Source organism: Streptomyces sp. HM190, from assembly GCF_009857135.1.
Lineage (GTDB): Bacteria > Actinomycetota > Actinomycetes > Streptomycetales > Streptomycetaceae > Streptomyces > Streptomyces heilongjiangensis.
The window spans coordinates 3659750-3676741 of the sequence record NZ_CP047318.1; the positions used below are offsets into that span (position 1 = coordinate 3659750).

12 protein-coding genes are annotated in these 16992 nt (G+C 70.4%); 3 read left to right on the plus strand and 9 right to left on the minus strand.

The annotated features are described in order from the left end of the window. Window positions 1-91: 91 nt before the first annotated feature. The 5 genes from mycP to galT form a co-directional block, all read right to left on the minus strand. A complete protein-coding gene (gene mycP, locus GSY65_RS15375; RefSeq protein ID WP_159768604.1) occupies window positions 92-1468 on the minus strand; it encodes a type VII secretion-associated serine protease mycosin in 1377 nt (458 codons plus the stop codon). 1534 nt (window positions 1469-3002) lie between these two features. Then, on the minus strand, window positions 3003-3488 hold the full coding sequence (locus GSY65_RS15380) for a hypothetical protein (protein WP_159768607.1): 486 nt from the start codon (window positions 3486-3488) through the stop codon (window positions 3003-3005). A gap of 531 nt (window positions 3489-4019) precedes the next feature. Continuing rightward, window positions 4020-5225: a galactokinase gene (gene galK / locus GSY65_RS15385; protein ID WP_236579799.1), complete on the minus strand. Its 1206-nt coding sequence runs from the start codon at window positions 5223-5225 to the stop codon at window positions 4020-4022. A 241-nt stretch (window positions 5226-5466) separates the two neighbouring features. Beyond that, window positions 5467-6429: a UDP-glucose 4-epimerase GalE gene (gene galE, locus GSY65_RS15390; RefSeq protein WP_159768610.1), complete on the minus strand. Its 963-nt coding sequence runs from the start codon at window positions 6427-6429 to the stop codon at window positions 5467-5469. After that, window positions 6426-7487, minus strand: a complete 1062-nt coding sequence (gene galT, locus GSY65_RS15395) for a galactose-1-phosphate uridylyltransferase (protein WP_159768613.1) — start codon at window positions 7485-7487, stop codon at window positions 6426-6428. The genes galE and galT overlap by 4 nt, the downstream gene beginning before the upstream one ends. Before the next feature lie 227 nt (window positions 7488-7714). Between galT and GSY65_RS15400 the strand changes: the two genes are divergently transcribed. From GSY65_RS15400 to GSY65_RS15410, 3 genes are all read left to right on the plus strand, one after another. Further along, a complete protein-coding gene (locus tag GSY65_RS15400; RefSeq protein WP_328707495.1) occupies window positions 7715-8350 on the plus strand; it encodes a DUF5753 domain-containing protein in 636 nt (211 codons plus the stop codon). A 5-nt stretch (window positions 8351-8355) separates the two neighbouring features. Further along, a complete protein-coding gene (locus GSY65_RS15405) occupies window positions 8356-8544 on the plus strand; it encodes a DUF397 domain-containing protein (RefSeq protein WP_159768616.1) in 189 nt (62 codons plus the stop codon). Window positions 8545-8614: 70 nt separating this feature from the next. Beyond that, the gene (locus GSY65_RS15410) at window positions 8615-9889 is read left to right on the plus strand and encodes a serine hydrolase domain-containing protein (protein WP_159768619.1); all 1275 of its coding nucleotides are present in this window, start codon (window positions 8615-8617) and stop codon (window positions 9887-9889) included. Between the two features lie 44 nt (window positions 9890-9933). On the opposite strand, the gene GSY65_RS15415 is transcribed toward GSY65_RS15410, so the two are convergent. From GSY65_RS15415 to GSY65_RS15430, 4 genes are all read right to left on the minus strand, one after another. Beyond that, on the minus strand, window positions 9934-10620 hold the full coding sequence (locus GSY65_RS15415; protein ID WP_159768622.1) for a helix-turn-helix transcriptional regulator: 687 nt from the start codon (window positions 10618-10620) through the stop codon (window positions 9934-9936). A 270-nt stretch (window positions 10621-10890) separates the two neighbouring features. Continuing rightward, complete coding sequence (locus GSY65_RS15420) at window positions 10891-12825, minus strand: outer membrane protein assembly factor BamB family protein (protein ID WP_159768626.1); 1935 nt, start codon at window positions 12823-12825, stop codon at window positions 10891-10893. 79 nt (window positions 12826-12904) lie between these two features. Continuing rightward, a complete protein-coding gene (locus GSY65_RS15425) occupies window positions 12905-14656 on the minus strand; it encodes an outer membrane protein assembly factor BamB family protein (RefSeq protein ID WP_159768629.1) in 1752 nt (583 codons plus the stop codon). A 358-nt stretch (window positions 14657-15014) separates the two neighbouring features. Beyond that, window positions 15015-16838, minus strand: a complete 1824-nt coding sequence (locus GSY65_RS15430; protein ID WP_159768632.1) for an ABC-F family ATP-binding cassette domain-containing protein — start codon at window positions 16836-16838, stop codon at window positions 15015-15017. Window positions 16839-16992 lie beyond the last annotated feature (154 nt).

A 16992-nucleotide genomic window follows, 5' to 3' on the forward strand; every position in this document is an offset into this window, starting at 1 on the left:
CCGTCCAGGTTCACGGCGCTGCCGACTGTGTGATGTGCCTCGTGGCCGTTCCGTGTCGCCGGGCGCGTATTACCTGTGCGCCCGGCCGCACTCACACGGCGTCCGGTCCTCGGCCGGGAGGGACGTTGCCTCCAGAGGTGGGGGGAGGATAGTGCGGCGCATTCGGGAAGCTAGCGGACGGATTCTCGGGTTGCCCCGGGGAATACGCGACCGGTGGGAAGGGTGCGACGGGGTTCGCGGCTCGCCGTTTACGGACGAGGACTGTCGCGATCACGCCGAGAAGCGCGACGGCGAGGGCGGCGGCTCCGAGGAGGATCCATACGAGAGGGGTCGTGTCTGCGTCCGAGGACGTCTCCTCGGCGCTCTTGTCCTTGGCCGGTGGGTCGGTGGCGTCCGTCACCGATGACGGTTCGGGGGACGGCGACGCGGACGCGGCGGCGGCGAGGTCCGGCAGCGGGTACTCGTCTGCGGGGCCGGGGTCACCGGGGTTCGTCAGGGCGACGCGGGGGCGGACGATGCCGTAGCCGATGGAGTCGTTGCGCTTGGCGCCGTCGGTGGGGGCGCCGATGGTGTTGAGCATGACGCGGAGGACCTGGTTGTTGGTCCAGGTGGGGTGTTTGGACCAGATGAGGGCGGCGCTGGCGGAGGCCAGGGCGCTGGCACCGCTGGTGCCATGGCTGTCACACAGGCCCGTTGCACTACCGCATGCGTGGATGAGGTCGTCGCCGGGGGCGGCCATGTCGACCTGGGGCCCGTACTGGGACTCAGCAGTCTTGTGGAGGTCCTTGCCAATCGCGCCTACCCCAACCACTCCAGGAGTCGCTGCTGGGTACTCAACCAGGTTGCCCTTGTCTCCACTGTTTCCCACTGCCGCGAAGATCAGCGCCCCTTCTTCAAGGGCGTACTTCACTGCTTCCGTCAGCTGCGGGGAGCCTTGCGTATGTCCCAGCGAGAGGTTGATGACCTGCGCGCCCGAGTCCACCGCGTAGCGGATGGCCTTCGGAGCGGCTTCGTTGAACCATCTGTTCCCCTGGGCTTTGTTCTCCGCCGTATCGACCTTAGGCATGCGGATCGGGAGAATCTTCGCTCCCGGAGCCAGGCCGAAAGCTCCCTTTCCGCCTCTGTACCCACCGGTACCGGCGATCAGGCCGGCCATTCCCGTGCCGTGGCCCTCATAGTCGGTGTGCTCATCGCCGGGCTGGCCCTCGGCATAGTCCTTACCCGCCAGGATTCGCCCCTTCAGATCTGGGTTCGTCGGGTCCACTCCGGTATCAATGACGGCAACTGTGATCCCTTTACCGGTGCTCGTCCGCCACATCTGCTCGGCCTGCATGGCGTCGAGGAACCATTGCTGCTCACGAGTCGACTCGGCGTAAGCGGGTGATCCCTCCGCGCCCACCAGCAGCAGCCCGAGTACCGCCGCTGCCGCAACACGGTGACACCCGTGTGGGGTGCTGGTCGTGCGCATGAGTTCCCTATCTCCGTTCCTCGGGCATCTCAGTCGATGACCGGCGATACCGGACGGCCGTTGTCCTGGCGCCCGGTCTTCTGGTCGCTGGCCGAGCGGGTTCGCTTCTTGTTGTCTTCCGGACTCCCGGCGGATGTTGGACGTGCCACACGCGGAGTGCCCGTTCCAGCGTTCCCGGTGCGCGCCGCGCCGGGAACAGCGCCGCCCACCACCCCATCTCGCGCCAGGCGTCCTCCGGCAGAGCCGGATGCAATTGCGCTGCTGGCCGCAGCAGGGACTGCGCGGCCCGTTCGCTGCGGGTTCTCCCCGATAACACCGCCGTTGGATGTCGGGACCCGACCACCGGACACATACCGCTGCTGACCTGTCGTCCGCCCTCCTGGAGTTGTCATACCAGGGAGTGGGCTCGCTGGCATGCGACCGTTAGCGCCCGGCCCTCCGACAACCGTTCCCCTGTGAACTGCTCCTGTGGCACCACCCACGGTCGGAGAAACCGGCCTGCCGCCGATGATGCCGGTACTGCTGGGTGCCCGCGGCGGGGACGAAGGAGGGACGATCGGACCGGGTGACGGGGGCACACGGCCTGTTGCAGTCGTCCGCGCCTGGGGCAGCCCGCTACTGGTCGGCGCGCCGCTGGCGCCCCTAGGCGTCGAAGGCAGCACCCCGGTCGGCAATGCGGCTGTGGGCACCTCCGACCTTCCTGTGGGTTGGCTACTCGCCGGGGGCGACGTTGTCTGCTTGTCCGGCAGTGGGGTCTCTACCGAGTCGATCCCCATACGGATCGGGGGCGCGTCCTTCGTCGGCACCATGCCATCTTGAGCATGATTCGGTACTCGTCTCACATCTGTGAAATCGGATGTAAGGCTGCGGTTCCCGATATCCAGGGGTGCGAAGCCATCAGACGCAGAACCGCTATTAGCGGATGCGCCAGAACGATCCACGGCAGTACTGCCGATGCGTGAGCCACTCTCCGGCGGCGCAATAGCCACCGGCGGCGGCGGAAACTTAGGTCTCTCCAGTGCGTTCAGTTGTACCGCTGAGAACTCGTAGGCCTGGCCGAGTTTGATCATCTCGGCGGCTGCTTCCCTGCGGACCTTCTCCTTGTTTTCCGCCAGGGCCGCCAGTTCGGCGGTCGACTTCGTGGTGACGGCGTCCGCGTCCGGGTCGTTGGGGGTCGATGCTGCTGCGGCTCGGTTGGACTCGGCGGTCTTCGTGTCGCGGGGGATCGCCGCCTGGGCCCTGGCGATCGCCGATGACGCCTGGGCCAGCCACTTCGCTGAGCTTTCGCTGAAGTCGCCCAGGCGGAGTGTGGAGTTGGCGAGGTCCGCGGTCCACGTGCGGAACGCGTTCGCGCCCTCGCCCTTCCACTCCACCCACTGCGGGCGGATCCTCAGCTCCTCGGCGATCTTGTGGATCTCCTCGGCCGCCTTGGCCAGGCGGTCCGCTGCTGCCTGGACCGTCGCGCTGTTCGCCTGGTCCAGCCACTGCAGCATGCGCTCGTGGCTCATGTCCTCGAAGGGGTTCCCGCCCGGCATCAGATCGTGCCTCCCGCGTCGCCGCCGTCCGTCGGAGTCCGCGGCGTGGTGTCAGACGTGTCTCGAGGCGTGGCCTCGGGGGGCGTCGGCCGGCCGGGGTCGTACGCGCCGCCGTAGTGTTCCGTCGTCTCCGCGCTGATCGCGGCCATGCGGTCGCGGATGTCGAGGTCGATGTTCTGGTAGCCCTTGTGGGACGCCATGACGGCGATCCCCATGCCCTCCATCGAGTGGGAGAGCAGCTTCGAGAGGTTCTCCAGCTCCGTGATGACCGTCTCGTAGGCGGTGAACAGGCCCGCCGCCTGCGCCCATTCGCCGTTCCCGCCACCGAACTGGGCCCTCGCCAGCGGCTCCTGGCCCACCTTGCCGGGGCCGGCGTCCGAGTCCTTGAGATCGGTGATCAACTGGTCCACGCGCTTCTGGAACGCCGTGAACGACGACAGTTCCGTCGCCACGTCCGCCGCAGCGTCGCGCGCCGCGTCGAACATGCCCGACACCCACGAGGGGCCCGTCGCACCACCCGTCGAACCGCCGTCCCGCATCATGCCCTCCCCCGTGAAGCCGGCACCTCGTCGACCACTTTAGCTATTTGCTGTGACAGTGTCGTGTGGGGCGAGCGGGGTGCAGGGGTCTTCGTACTCCGGTGTGGGGCGTGGAGTTGCGCGTCAACGGCGTGATCCCGGCGGAATGTTGCGCGTTCGCGGATGAAATGTGCGGCATCGGTTCGCGGCTCGGGGCGAGAGCCTGGCCGGAACATGCGCGTCACGGTTCGCAGTGCTCGGACGGCCGCCCGTCACCACCTGAGTGCGGCACACGGTGCAGACGATGCAGGGGGCGGCCCGCCACGGCGTGGGCAGCGGCCCGCCACGCAGTGGGCGGCGCCGGGTCCGTCGTCCCGGCGCCGCCCACTGCGTGCAGAATTTCAAACGGTCGGGTTCATCCTCCCGAACCGTTGACTCACTTCCAGGTCCCCAGGTCCCCAGGTCCCCAGGTCCCGAGATCCCCAGGGCCCCAGGGCCTCAGACCGCCCGTCGTGCGCCCGCCGACGGCACCGCCACGAACACCCTCGGGGGCGTGAATTCCGCCGCGGCGAACGCCTCCTCGACCGCCTTCGTGACCGTGTCCGCGTCCGCCGACTCGACCAGGACGATCGCCGAGCCGCCGAAACCGCCGCCCGTCATCCGGGCGCCCAGCGCGCCCGACGCGATCGCCGTGTCGACGACCAGGTCCAGTTCGGGGCAGGAGATACGGAAGTCGTCGCGCAGCGACGCGTGGCCCTCGACCAGGACGGGGCCGATCGCCCGCGTCTCGCCCGCCTCCAGCAGTGCGATCACCTGCTCCACCCGGTGGTTCTCCGTCACGACGTGGCGGACCAGGCGGCGGACCTCCTCCTCGTCACCGAGGCGTTCCAGGGCCGCGTCCAGGTCGTCGTACGCCACATCGCGCAGGGCGTCCACGCCCAGCAGGGCCGAGCCCTTCTCGCAGCCGGCGCGGCGCTTGCCGTACTCGCCCTCGCTGTGGGAGTGCTTGACCTGGGTGTCGACGACCAGCAGCTGCATGCCCTCGGCCGCCAGGTCGAAGGGGATCTGCTTCTGGGAGAGGTCGCGGGTGTCGAGGAACAGGGCGTGGCCCCGCTCGCAGCACGCCGACGCGGTCTGGTCCATGATGCCGGTCGGGGCGCCCACGTAGACGTTCTCCGCGCGCTGGCACAGACGGGCCAGCTGCCAGCCCTTCAGGCCGAGGCCGAAGAGGTCGTTGAGGGCCAGGGCCACCACGACCTCCAGCGCGGCCGACGAGGACAGGCCCGCGCCCGCCGGGACCGTCGACGTCAGGTGCACGTCCGCGCCGGTCACCGCGTGGCCGGCCTCGCGCAGCGCCCAGACGACGCCCGCCGGGTACGCCGTCCAGCCGCGGTCCGACTCGGGGGCGAGTGCGTCCAGGGCCAGCTCGACGACACCGCCGTCCACGTCGGAGGAGTGCAGGCGCAGCACGCCGTCGGTGCGGCGGGAGACCGCGGCGACGGTGGTGTGCGGGAGGGCGAAGGGCATGACGAAGCCGTCGTTGTAGTCGGTGTGCTCGCCGATCAGGTTGACCCGGCCCGGCGCCGCCCACACCCCCTCCGGCGCCGTCCCGTACAGCTCCTCGAACCGCTCGGCGACAGCGACCTCGGCCCCGGACTCCACGGCCCCGCCCTCCACGGCCCCGCCCTCTACGGCCTCGCTCATGACCTGTCCCTGACCCTTCCTTGACCACCGGCCGACGATCCGGCCGAACCTACCGACCGCGACACCGGCCGAACCTACCGACCGGGATCCCGGCCCACACCATCACCGACCCGACGACCGGTTCCACGATCCGTACGACGGCCCGGCTCTCCCGGCTCTCCCGGCTCACGCCCTCGCTCGTACAGCTGCGGGCCCGGCCGTCCGAAGGCCGTATGTCACCCGGCCGTCGGAAGGCCGTACGTCACCCGGCCTGTCGCTGCGCGAACTCCCACGCGTCCGCCACGATGCCCGCCAGGTCCGCCCGGGACGGGTTCCAGCCGAGGCGGTCGCGGGCCGTGGCCGCGGAGGCGACCAGGATCGCCGGGTCGCCGGCGCGGCGGGGGGCGACGACCTCGGGGATGGGGTGGCCCGTGACCTCGCGGACCGTCTCGATGACCTCGCGGACGGAGAAGCCGTTGCCGTTGCCCAGGTTGCAGATGAGGTGCTCGCCCGCCACGGCGGCGTCCAGCGCCAGCAGGTGGGCCTCGGCGAGGTCCGCGACGTGGATGTAGTCGCGGACGCAGGTGCCGTCGGGCGTGGGGTAGTCGTCGCCGAAGACGGAGATCGCCTCGCGGCGGCCCTGCGCGACCTGGAGGACCAGCGGGATCAGGTGGGACTCGGGGTCGTGGCGCTCGCCGCAGGAGCCGTAGGCGCCGGCGACGTTGAAGTAGCGCAGCGACACCGCGCCCAGGCCGTGGGCCGCCGCCTCACCGGTGATCATGTGGTCGACGGCGAGCTTGGAGGCGCCGTAGGGGCTGGTGGGGCGGGTCGGCGCGGACTCCTCGATCGGGGTGGTCTCCGGCTCGCCGTAGGTGGCGGCCGTCGACGAGAAGACGAGGGTGCGCACGCCCGCCTCGCGCATCGCGCCGAGCAGCGCCATGGTGCCGCCGACGTTGTTGTCCCAGTACTTCTCGGGCTTCACGGCGGACTCGCCGACCTGCGAGAACGCGGCGAAGTGGAGGACGGCGTCGAAGGAGTCGTCCAGCCACTTCGCGGCGTCGCGGATGTCGCCCTCGATGAAGGACGCGCCCGCCGGGACGCCCTCGCGGAAGCCCGTGGAGAGGTTGTCGAGGACGACGACCTCGTGGCCCGCCTCCAGCAGATGCTGGGCGACCACACTGCCGACGTATCCCGCACCGCCCGTGACCAGGTACTTGCCGCTCATGAACTCGCTACCTCTCGCAGTCGCTCGGCCGCGCGCTCCGGCGGCACGTCGTTGATGAACACGTTCATGCCGGATTCGGAACCCGCGAGAAACTTCAGCTTGCCGGAGGTGCGGCGGATGGTGAAAAGCTCGAGGTGGAGTGCGAAGTCGTCGCGGTTGACGCCCTCGAACTCCTCCAGCGCGCCGAACGGTGCCTGGTGCCAGGCCGCGATGTACGGCGTGGGCGGTTCACCTTCGCCGAAGATCCGGTCGAAGCGCCTCAAGAGTTCCAGATAAACCTGGGAGAACTCTGTACGCGCGTCCTCGTCGAGCGCGAGCAGGTCCGGCACGCGGCGGCGGGGGTAGAGGTGGACCTCGTACGGCCAGTGCGCGGCGTACGGCACGAAGGCCACCCAGTGCTCGGTCAGGAGCACGATCCGGTCGCCGGCGAGTTCGCTCTCCACCACGGAGTCGAAGAGGTTCTCGCCGCCGGTGGCGTCCTTGTGGGCCGCGAGCGAGCGCAGCATCAGGGCGGTGCGGGGGGTGGTGAAGGGGTAGGCGTAGATCTGCCCGTGGGGGTGGCCGAGGGTCACGCCGATCTCGGCGCCCCGGTTCTCGAAGCAGAAGACCTGCTCGACGGAGGGCAGGTGCGACAGTTCGGCGGTGCGGTCGGTCCACGCGTCCAGGACGAGGCGGGCCTGCTCCTCGGTGAGGTCGGCGAAGGACGCGTTGTGGTCCGAGGTGAAGCAGACGACCTCGCAGCGGCCGGAGTCGCCGGCCAGTGACGGGAAGCGGTTCTCGAACACGACGACGTCGTACGAGGAGTCGGGGATCTCGCTGAGCCGGCCGTCCTGGGAGGGGCACAGGGGGCACTCGTCGGCCGGCGGGTGGTAGGTGCGGCCCTGGCGGTGCGAGGCGATCGCGACGGAGTCGCCGAGCAGCGGGTCCCTGCGCACCTCCGAAGTGGTGACGGTGCGCTCCAGGGGGCGCTTGTCCACCGCGTCGCGCACGGTGTCGTCGTGCAGGTCGTAGTAGATCAGCTCACGACCGTCGGCCAGCCGGGTCGAGGTCTTCTTCACGCCGGACTCCCCATCCGTACCCGCAATCGAGCGATCAAGCCATCAAGCGATCAAGCCGTCACGACATCGAGCTCACCAAACAGAACCGAACACATCAAAGCACAAGTCCCCACGCTCGTCACCATCACAATTAAACAAAGATCACCAGAACGCCAACCGATCTTGCCCGCTGAGAGGAACGGCTGCGAAGGCTCGCGGCTCACTGCCTCTGCACCGACGAAGAACTCGTGGAGGCTTTGGTCGCGATCGCGACGGAGAACACGCGTGGCTGGTGGGACGACTGCCGGGGAGTCCTGCCCCAGGTGAATCTGGACGTCGCCGAAGCGGAGCACCATGCGAGTTGCCTCCACGAGGTGTCCATCGGCTACGTACCCGGACTGCTCCAGACCCCCGACTACTCCCGAGCGGTGTTCAGCCACAACCGCCCGGAGCTACCCGACAGCGAGCTGGCCCCTCGGGTGGAGTACCGGATGCGGCGGCGCGCGGTCATCGCGAGCGAGGACCCCCTCGCGTACGAGTCGATCGTCCACGAGTTCGCCCTACGCGTCCGCGTAGCCGACCGACAGACTTCGCTCACTCAACTCCGTTGCATTCTGGACGAGATCGAGCAGGGCCACGTGACGGTGCGCGTCATCCCCATCGACCAGGACGGCTTCGGGGGCGCCGCTGCCTCGATGATGTACCTGGGTGGTCCGGTGCCCCAGCTGGACAATGGACTGCGTGACGCCCCCACCGGTGTCCTGTTCATCGATGTTCAAACACAGTTGAAGCAACTCCGAATGCTCTTTCGTAAGGTGAGGGAAGCGTCGCTGGAACCCACAGCGTCGCGGGACTTCATCCACCGTTTGGCGAAGGAGCTGTGAGAAGCGTGCCCGATCAGGCCCCGCTCTGGCAGAAGTCCACGTACTCCGGCGGCGGTGAAGGGGACACCTGTGTCGAACTGGCCGCCGCCCCCGGATGCATACGCCTCCGCGAGTCCGACTCCCCCTCCACCCACCTCCGCACCACCCCCACCCCCCTCGCCGGCCTTCTCCTCCACCTCAAGGCGGGCCGCTGAGGGAAACCCCCGGTGACACGCGGGGGCTCGCTTGATGGTCGGCTGACGTGCTGCTTCCTACGGTGGGGCCATGCCTACCCCCACACCCCTCACCGTCCGCCCCGGAGCACTCCGCACCCGTGCCGCCGTGACCGCCCTCCTCGCCCTCGCCCTCCTGGGCACCCTCTCCCCCGCCCACGCCACGGCGGACCCCCTGCAGCGCGACGCCGACGCCGTGCGCGACAGCGGTGTCACCGGGGTGTTCGTGCGGGTGGACTCGCCCCGTGGTGTCCGCACCGCGCGGAGCGGCGTGGGGGATCTCAGGACCGGGGCGCCCGTACCGCCCGGTGAGTACATCCGGATCGGCAGCACCACCAAGACGTACGTCGCGACCGTCCTCCTCCAGCTCGTCGGGGAGGGGCGGCTGTCCCTGGAGGACTCCGTGGACCGGTGGCTGCCGGGCGTCGTGCGCGGCAGCGGCAACGACGGGCGGCGCGTCAGCGTCCGCCAGCTGCTCCAGCACACCAGCGGGCTGCCGGACTACATCGCGGACGTCGTCCCGGACATGAGCGCCGCCGGGTACCTCAAGCACCGCTCCACCACCTACAGCTCCCGCCAGCGCGTCGCCTTCGCCATGACGCACCCGCCCGTCTTCGCGCCGGGCACCCGCTGGGAGTACTCCAACACCAACTACATCCTCGCCGGGATGGTGATCGAGGCGGTCACCGGGCGGAGCTGGGACCGGGAGGTCGAGGCGCGGATCCTGCGTCCCCTGCGGCTCACCCGGACGTACGCGCCGGGCGACGACCCCCGCCTCCCCCGCCCCCACGCGCGGAACTACCAGCAGTTCGAGGCGGCGGAAACGGGCAGCGGGTCGTCGTCCGCCTCCGCACCGGGTTCCTTCACCGACACCACCCTCGCCTACCTCCCCTTCGACGGGGACGCCGACGGGTCGCTCATCAGTACGGCCGCCGACACCGACCGCTTCTTCTCGGCGCTCCTCGGTGGCCGCCTCCTCGCCCCCGCCCAGCTCGCCGAGATGCGGCGCACGGTCGCCGTGCCCGACACCCCCGGCGAGGCACCGGGCTCCCGGTACGGGCTGGGGCTGGCCTGGACGCCGCTGAGCTGCGGCGACGGCTACTGGGGGCACAGCGGCAGCGGCTTCGGTTTCCTGGCGTGGCCCGCGACCACCGGCGACGGCCGCCTCGCGGTGACCGTGGCCGCGCACAGCCGGCCCGCCGACGAGAAGACCGCCACCCGTCAGATCGACGCCATCACGGCCCTGGTGGACCACACGCTCTGCGGTGCCGAGCCCCAGCCCCGGCCCCGGCCGCGCGGGAGCGACGGCCCCGGGGACCGCACGTAGCCCTCGGCCGGTCCGGGCCCCGCCGGAACGGTCCGCCCGGCCGCCTACTCCTCCAGCGCCTGCGGCACCGGCCCCGCCCGGTCCAGCAGGCCCGTCCGGGCCGCCAGGGCCGCCGCCTCCAGTCGTGAACCCACGCCCAGTTTCATCAGGACCCGCTGGACGTGGGTGCGGGCCGTGGACGGGGCGATGCCCATGCCCGCCGCGATGAGTCTCGTGTCCTCGCCGTCCGCGACGCGGACCAGGACCTCCGCCTCGCGCGGGGTCAGCATCTGGAGCAGCCGCTGGCCCTCGTCGTCCGGCTGGGCCGCCGGGTTCAGCAGTTCACCGAACGCGCTCTGGAGCAGTTGCGGCGCCACCGCCGCCTCCCCCGCGCGGGCCTTCATGATGGCCCGCTCGACACCCTCTATGCGTTCGTCGTGCCGTACGTAGCCGGAGGCGCCCGCGGCGAACGCGGCGGCGATGCCGCGCGGGTTGGGCACCGGGCCGAGGACCAGCACCGCCACCTGCGGGCGCTCCCGCTTGATCTTCACCACCGGGTCGAAGATGCCGGGCTCGGCGGGTGTCGCCGTGCCGAGCAGGCACACCTCGGGTGCCCTGGTGATCACCAGTTCCGCCGCGCCCGCGGCGGGTGCCGCCGCGGCGAGCACCCGGTGCCCCCGCAGCTTCAGCGCCGAGGCCAGCGCCTCGGCGAGCAGTCGGTGGTCGTCGACCACCATGAGCCGCACTCCCATCGAGCCAGCCACCCCCCAGTCCCCCAATGGTGGCCCACTATGGCCGCCCACCGGGCCTCACGGACAGAAGCCCCCCGACTCCGCCGTCTGCTCCCCCGCCCTCATGCCCCCGGAAGCTACACGCTTGTTCGACGTTGCGCTCCCCCTACCGGGGAGAAGTGCCCCGGATTACCGATATCCCTCCCCTTCGGGAGGGATGCGGGATACGTGCACGGCCCCGCCCCTGAGCAGGGACGGGGCCGTAGCGCGGGACCCAGGGGGCGCGTGGGGTTACTTCGCCCCGAAACCGAGCGCCGTGTACTCCTTCTCGTCCTCGTCGTACGGCTTGCTGACCAGGTCCTTGCCGATGAAGAACCGTCCGTCGGTGTAGAGCATCTCGCTCAGCGTCGGCACCATCGCGCTGATCGCGCGGAGCACCTTCTCGGACGACGGGGTCTCGATGAGGGTGGTCTGCTTCAGCGTCTTGCCGTCGATGGAGACGACCTGGGCGCCCTTGTCGTACGGGCCGTCCTTGAAGGCGATGATGTTCGGGCCGTCCATGCGGATCGGGAACAGCTCGTAGTCGTCGCCCGCGTCGACGCGGTCACCGGTGGACTTCCCCGTGGCCAGCGAGAAGGAGACGATCTCGTTGGTCCTGCTGTAGGAGCCGGTGCCGTCGTGGGTCTCGGTCGGCATGTACACCTTGTCGTTGCCGACGTAGATGCCCTTGCAGGCCCACACGCCGCGGACCGGGCAGTCGTAGTTGTACTTCTTGTCCGGGATGGAGATCTTGGCGCGGAGCTTGCCCTTGTCGTCCAGCGAGAAGATGTCGCTGGTGCCGGTCAGCGGCACGTCGCTGCCGGTCACCACGCCGAACACCACCGGCTTGGTGGAGATGATCTTGGCGCGGTCGATGCCCGCGGGCAGCTTGTACGTCCACTTGACGCTGCCCGACTTGGGGTCGAGCAGCTGGACCTCGAAGGTCTCGTCGCCGTAGTCGCCGCACTTGCGGACCGCGACCAGCTGGGCGCCGCCCGCGTAGCCCTCGTCCGTGCACTCGCCGACCTTCGGCGACCACAGCACCTTGCCGGAGTTGACGTCGAAGGCCGCGCCACCGGAGTAGCCGCCGGCCGCGGCGACCGTCGTACCGGAGATGGTGACCTCGCCGAACGGCACCTTGCTGCCGCTGACGTCGGTGCTCTTGGTCCAGATCTCCTTGCCGGTGTCCACGTTGAACGCGACGACCTGGGTGCAGGCCGGGCGCTCGTCGGCCTTGCTGCGCTTGGCCTCCTCGGTCACCACGACGGAGATCCCCTCGGTGGTGATCTCACGGGAGCTCGCGCAGGTCTGGCCGGGCAGGTCCAGCGTCCACCTGGCCTTGCCGCTGTCCGGCTCATAGCCGACGATCTTGTTCAGACCGGCCTTGGCGTACGTCTTGGCGGTGAGCCAGGACCCCTTGACGCTGTCGATCTGGCCCTTGTCCTTGATCTCGTGCGCCGGCACCTGGAAGAGGACCTTGGCGCTGGTGCTGGAGGGCACCTTCTCCTGCGCCTCGGCCGGGATCTCCACCCCGCCGGACGACGAGCCGCCGGACGACGAGGTGCCGCCGTCGGTGCCCTTCGGGTCGTCCTTGCCGCCGGTCGTCCCCTCGGAGCTGGCGGTGTTCTTCTTGTCGTCGTCGCCGCCCTTGGACGAGGCGTACCAGACGCCACCGCCGACGATGAGGGCGATCGCCGCGACCGCCGCGGTGATGATGATCGCCGTGGAGTTGACCTTCTTCTTGCCGCCGGGGGCGTGCGGGTGCATCGCCATGGTCGGCGGCTGGTAGCCGTACGGCTGGCCGGGCTGGCCGTAGGGCTGCTGACCGTACGGGCCGGGCTGCGGCTGCCCGTAGGGGCCGGGCTGACCGGGCTGGCCCGGGTAGCCGTAGCCGGGCTGCGGCGGGGGCGTCTGCGGGTAGCCGTAGCCGGGGCCCTGCGCGGGCGGGGGCGTCTGCGGCGGGCCCGCGGGCGGGGTCTGCTGCGGGTAGCCGTAACCGGCACCCTGGGCCGGGGGCGGGGGCGTCGGGGCGCCGAAACCGCCGGCCGGCGGGGGCGTCGGCGCGCCGAAACCGCCCTGCGGCGGGGTGTCCTGCGGGGGCTGGGCCGGGGGCTGCGGGGGCTGGTTCGGGGGCGGGCCCGGCGGCTGGTTCGGCGGCTGGTTCGGCGGGGGCGGCGGCTGCGTCATGACGTGAGTACCTCGGAGCGGAGATCGGAGGGCGGGTGGGGGACGGGAGGGGAGGTCGGCCGGGACACCGGTCCCCGGCTCACTTGCCGTAGGCCAGCATCAACTTCTCCTTCGCGTCGTCCACGCCTGTCAGCAGGGTGGTGGAGATGTAGAAGCGCCCGTCCACGTAGTCGATGGCCTTCGAGTAGAAGGAGCTCTCGATCTTCGCGGCGCTGTCCGGCATCTGCAGAAGCTTCGTCACCTTGGGCTTGGAGCCCGTGGTGGGGAACGACACGATCTGGCCGCCCTCGCCCCCGTACGTCGACTCGACGTACGCGATCACCCGGGAGTTCTCGACCCGCACGGCCGACATGGCCGCGTCGGCGGGGGACGTGACCCGCCACTTCTCCTTGCCGGTGGGCAGGTCGACCGCGACGATCTCGTTCGCGTCGTCCTTCGCCTCGGTCGGCAGGTAGAGGGTGTCGGCGTCGGCCGCGACACCGGAGCAGCCCTGGAGGTTGCGGGAGAGGATGCCGGTGTCGCAGTCGGGCTTGAAGGAGCCCTTGATGTCGAGCTGGGAGCGGGTGGACCCGTCGGCCTCGAAGGCGGAGATGTTCCACTTCTTCTCGTCCTCGTTGGTGAGGTAGAGGACGAGCGGGTTCAGTGCGTACACGTGGTCGACCCGCCAGCCCTTGGGGATCTTCCGTGTCCACTTGGCCTTGCCGGTCTTCGGGTCGAGCTCCTGGACCTCGTCGTGCTCCTTGTCGGTGGTGACCGCGCAGGAGGAGACGGCGACCAGCCGCGCGCCGCCCGCGAAGCCGCCCGGGTAGCAGGCCTGGCCGTACTCCTTCTTGTCCCAGAGCTTCTTGCCGGTGTCGACGTCGTACGCGGTGCCGGACTGCGAGCGGCCCACCATGAGGGTGTCACCGGTGACGGACAGGCCGACGCTGATGTTGCTGTCGAAGAGGGCGCCCTCCTCCAGCTCGGCGGACCAGCCCTTCTTGCCGGTGTTCAGGTCGATCTGCTGGAGCTGGTCGCACTCGGCGTCGGAGCCGCCGCCCTGCTTGGCGGCGACCACGATGCGGCCGTCGGCGGTGGCCCGCGGGGTGACCGCGCAGATCTTGCCCTCGAACTCGACGGGGTCCCAGGCGGGGTCGCCGCTCTCGACGTCGAACGCGAACAGCTGCTTGTACGCGGCCTTCACGGCGACCTTGTCGGTGACCCACAGGCCGGGGGCGTCAGCGCCCGAACCGGGCGCGTCGGGCGCGCTCTTGTACCAGAGCACCTTCGCCTCGCCCGCCTTGCGGCCCTCGTTGAGGTCGGAGATGTCGAGGTCCTCGCCGCCGCCCCCGCTGCCGTCGCCCGGGTTGACGGGCGCGGACGGGGAGGAGGACGCCTTGGGGTCGTCGGTGCCCTTGCTCGCGCTCTCCTTGGCGACCGGCTCCTTCGTGCCGCCGCCGTCACCGAGGTTCGTGACCGCGAACACGGTGCCGCCGATCACCAGCAGCGCGGCCACCGCCGCGCCGACGGCCAGCGCCGGCCTGCCCTTGAAGGGGTTCTTGGAGCCGCCGCCCGACGGCGCGGTGGGCCCGCCCGGGTACGGTCCCTGCGGGTAGCCGTAACCGGGCTGCGGCGGCGGGGTGTAGGGCCCCGGCTGCGGGGCGTAGGGGCCGGGCTGCTGGGCGTAGGGGCCCGACGCGGCGGGCGGTTGCTGCGGGTAGCCGTAGCCGGGGCCCGGCGCGGGCGGACCCTGTGGCGGAGGGGTCTGCGGGTAGCCGTACGGCTGCTGTGGGCCGGGGTTCTGCGGAGCTCCGAAGCCGCCCTGAGGCGGCTGGTTGGGTGGCTGAGTCATCAGCGCGTCTCCCCCTGTTCGCTGCTTTCGAGCCACCCGTCGTCACGCGTGGTGTCGCTTCTCAGACTGTTGCCCGTCGGCTCTTTCTATCACTGCGACACGACGGTGGACGGGGCCGGTCGCTCCCCTGTTCCCAAGGGCGAACCGCCCCGTGATGCCTCCGTTACGCTCCTTCACGCCCCCTTCACGCGACGCGCGCCCCTTGCCCCACAAGGCTTCAGAGGTACTCGGAGGACTGACGGACCCCGGACGCGGCCGGCGCACTGAAGGAGCGCGGGGAACTGCGCGACCAGCCACCCACATCGGCACCCGGTATCGAACAGCGGCCCCCACGGCGAGAGCCCGCACCCGACAACCGCTACGCGTCCTCCGCGAGTTCCAGCCAGCGCATCTCCAGCTCGTCCTTCTCCCCCGCCAACGCCCGAAGTTCGGCGTCGAGTTCGGCGACCTTGGCGAAGTCCGTGGCGTGGTCGGCGATCTGCGCGTGGAGCTTCGCCTCCCGCTCGGAGAGCTTGTCCAACTGCCGTTCGATCTTCTGGAGTTCCTTCTTCGCGGCGCGGGCGTCGGCCGCCGACACGGTCTTCTCCGAGGCGGAGGACGAGGCGGCGGCCTTGGCGGCGACCGGTGAGGACGCCGCCGCGGCCTCCTCCATGGCGTGCCGCCGCTCCAGGTACTCGTCGATCCCGCGCGGCAGCATCCGCAGCGTGCCGTCACCCAACAGAGCGAACACCCGGTCCGTGGTCCGCTCGATGAAGAACCGGTCGTGCGAAATGACGATCATCGAGCCGGGCCAGCCGTCGAGGAGGTCCTCCAGCTGGGTGAGGGTCTCGATGTCGAGGTCGTTGGTGGGCTCGTCCAGGAACAGGACGTTCGGCTCGTCCATCAGCAGCCGCAGCAGCTGCAGCCGCCGACGCTCACCACCGCTGAGGTCGCCGACCGGCGTCCACTGCTTCTCCTTGTTGAACCCGAAGGTCTCGCACAGCTGCCCCGCCGTCATCTCGCGCCCCTTGCCGAGGTCGACGCGGTCGCGGACCTGCTGCACGGCCTGCAGCACCCGCCACTCTGGGTCGAGTTCGGCGACCTCCTGGGAGAGGTAGGCGAGCCTCACGGTCTTGCCGGTGACGACGCGTCCGGCGACCGGCTGCTTCTCCCCGTCGCTGCGGGCGGCGTCGGCCATGGCCCGCAGCAGGGAGGTCTTGCCGGCGCCGTTGACGCCGACGAGACCGATGCGGTCACCGGGGCCGAGCTGCCAGGTCAGGTGCTTCAGCAGCACCTTCGGCCCGGCCTGCACCGTGACGTTCTCCAGGTCGAAGACGGTCTTGCCCAGGCGGGTCGACGCGAACTTCATCAGCTCGCTGCTGTCGCGCGGCGGCGGCACGTCCGCGATCAGCTCGTTGGCGGCCTCGACGCGGAAGCGGGGCTTCGACGTCCGGGCGGGCGCCCCGCGCCGCAGCCAGGCCAGCTCCTTGCGGACGAGGTTCTGCCGCTTGGCCTCCTCGGTCGCGGCGATCCGCTCCCGCTCGGCCCGCGCGAAGACGTAGTCGGAGTAGCCGCCCTCGTACTCGTAGACCGAGCCCTTCTGCACGTCCCACATGCGGGTGCACACCTGGTCGAGGAACCAGCGGTCGTGGGTGACGCAGACGAGCGCGGAGCGCCGCTCCCGCAGGTGCCTGGCCAGCCAGGAGATGCCTTCGACGTCCAGGTGGTTCGTCGGCTCGTCGAGGACGATCAGGTCCTGGTCCTCGATGAGCAGCTTGGCCAGCGCGATACGGCGCCGCTCACCTCCGGAGAGCGGGCCGATGACGGTGTCGAGGCCCTGCGGGAAGCCGGGCAGGTCGAGCCCGCCGAACAGGCCGGTGAGGACGTCCCTGATCTTGGCGTTGCCCGCCCACTCGTGGTCCGCCATGTCGCGGATGACCTCGTGCCGGACGGTGGCGGCCGGGTCCAGGCTGTCGTGCTGGGTGAGCACGCCGAGGTGGAGGCCGCCGGAGTGGGTGATCCGCCCGGTGTCGGCCTCCTCCAGCTTGGCGAGCATCCGGATGAGGGTGGTCTTGCCGTCCCCGTTCCGGCCCACGACTCCGATCCGGTCCCCTTCGGAGACGCCGAGCGAGACCCCGTCGAGCAGGGCGCGGGTGCCGTACACCTTGCTGACGTTCTCGACATTGACCAGGTTGACGGCCATTACTCTCCTGCCACGGGGACGATCGACCCTCCAGGGTAGTCGGCGGCCGTCGCGGCCGTGACGGGACGCTTGCCCCGGCCGCTTTCCGGGGGCGCGGGCCGGTGACCCCTGCGGCTCCGCCGCGTGGGCGCGGCCAGCCCCCCGGCCACCCGCC

Coding starts and splice junctions, on each gene's coding strand:
- mycP (WP_159768604.1), bottom strand. CDS start 1,468: ATGCGCACGACCAGCACCCCACACGGGTGTCACCGTGTTGCGGCAGCG.
- GSY65_RS15380 (WP_159768607.1), bottom strand. CDS start 3,488: ATGTTCGACGCGGCGCGCGACGCTGCGGCGGACGTGGCGACGGAACTG.
- galK (WP_236579799.1), bottom strand. CDS start 5,225: ATGAGCGAGGCCGTAGAGGGCGGGGCCGTGGAGGGCGGGGCCGTGGAG.
- galE (WP_159768610.1), bottom strand. CDS start 6,429: ATGAGCGGCAAGTACCTGGTCACGGGCGGTGCGGGATACGTCGGCAGT.
- GSY65_RS15410 (WP_159768619.1), top strand. CDS start 8,615: ATGCCTACCCCCACACCCCTCACCGTCCGCCCCGGAGCACTCCGCACC.
- GSY65_RS15415 (WP_159768622.1), bottom strand. CDS start 10,620: ATGGGAGTGCGGCTCATGGTGGTCGACGACCACCGACTGCTCGCCGAG.
- GSY65_RS15420 (WP_159768626.1), bottom strand. CDS start 12,825: ATGACGCAGCCGCCGCCCCCGCCGAACCAGCCGCCGAACCAGCCGCCG.
- GSY65_RS15425 (WP_159768629.1), bottom strand. CDS start 14,656: ATGACTCAGCCACCCAACCAGCCGCCTCAGGGCGGCTTCGGAGCTCCG.
- GSY65_RS15430 (WP_159768632.1), bottom strand. CDS start 16,838: ATGGCCGTCAACCTGGTCAATGTCGAGAACGTCAGCAAGGTGTACGGC.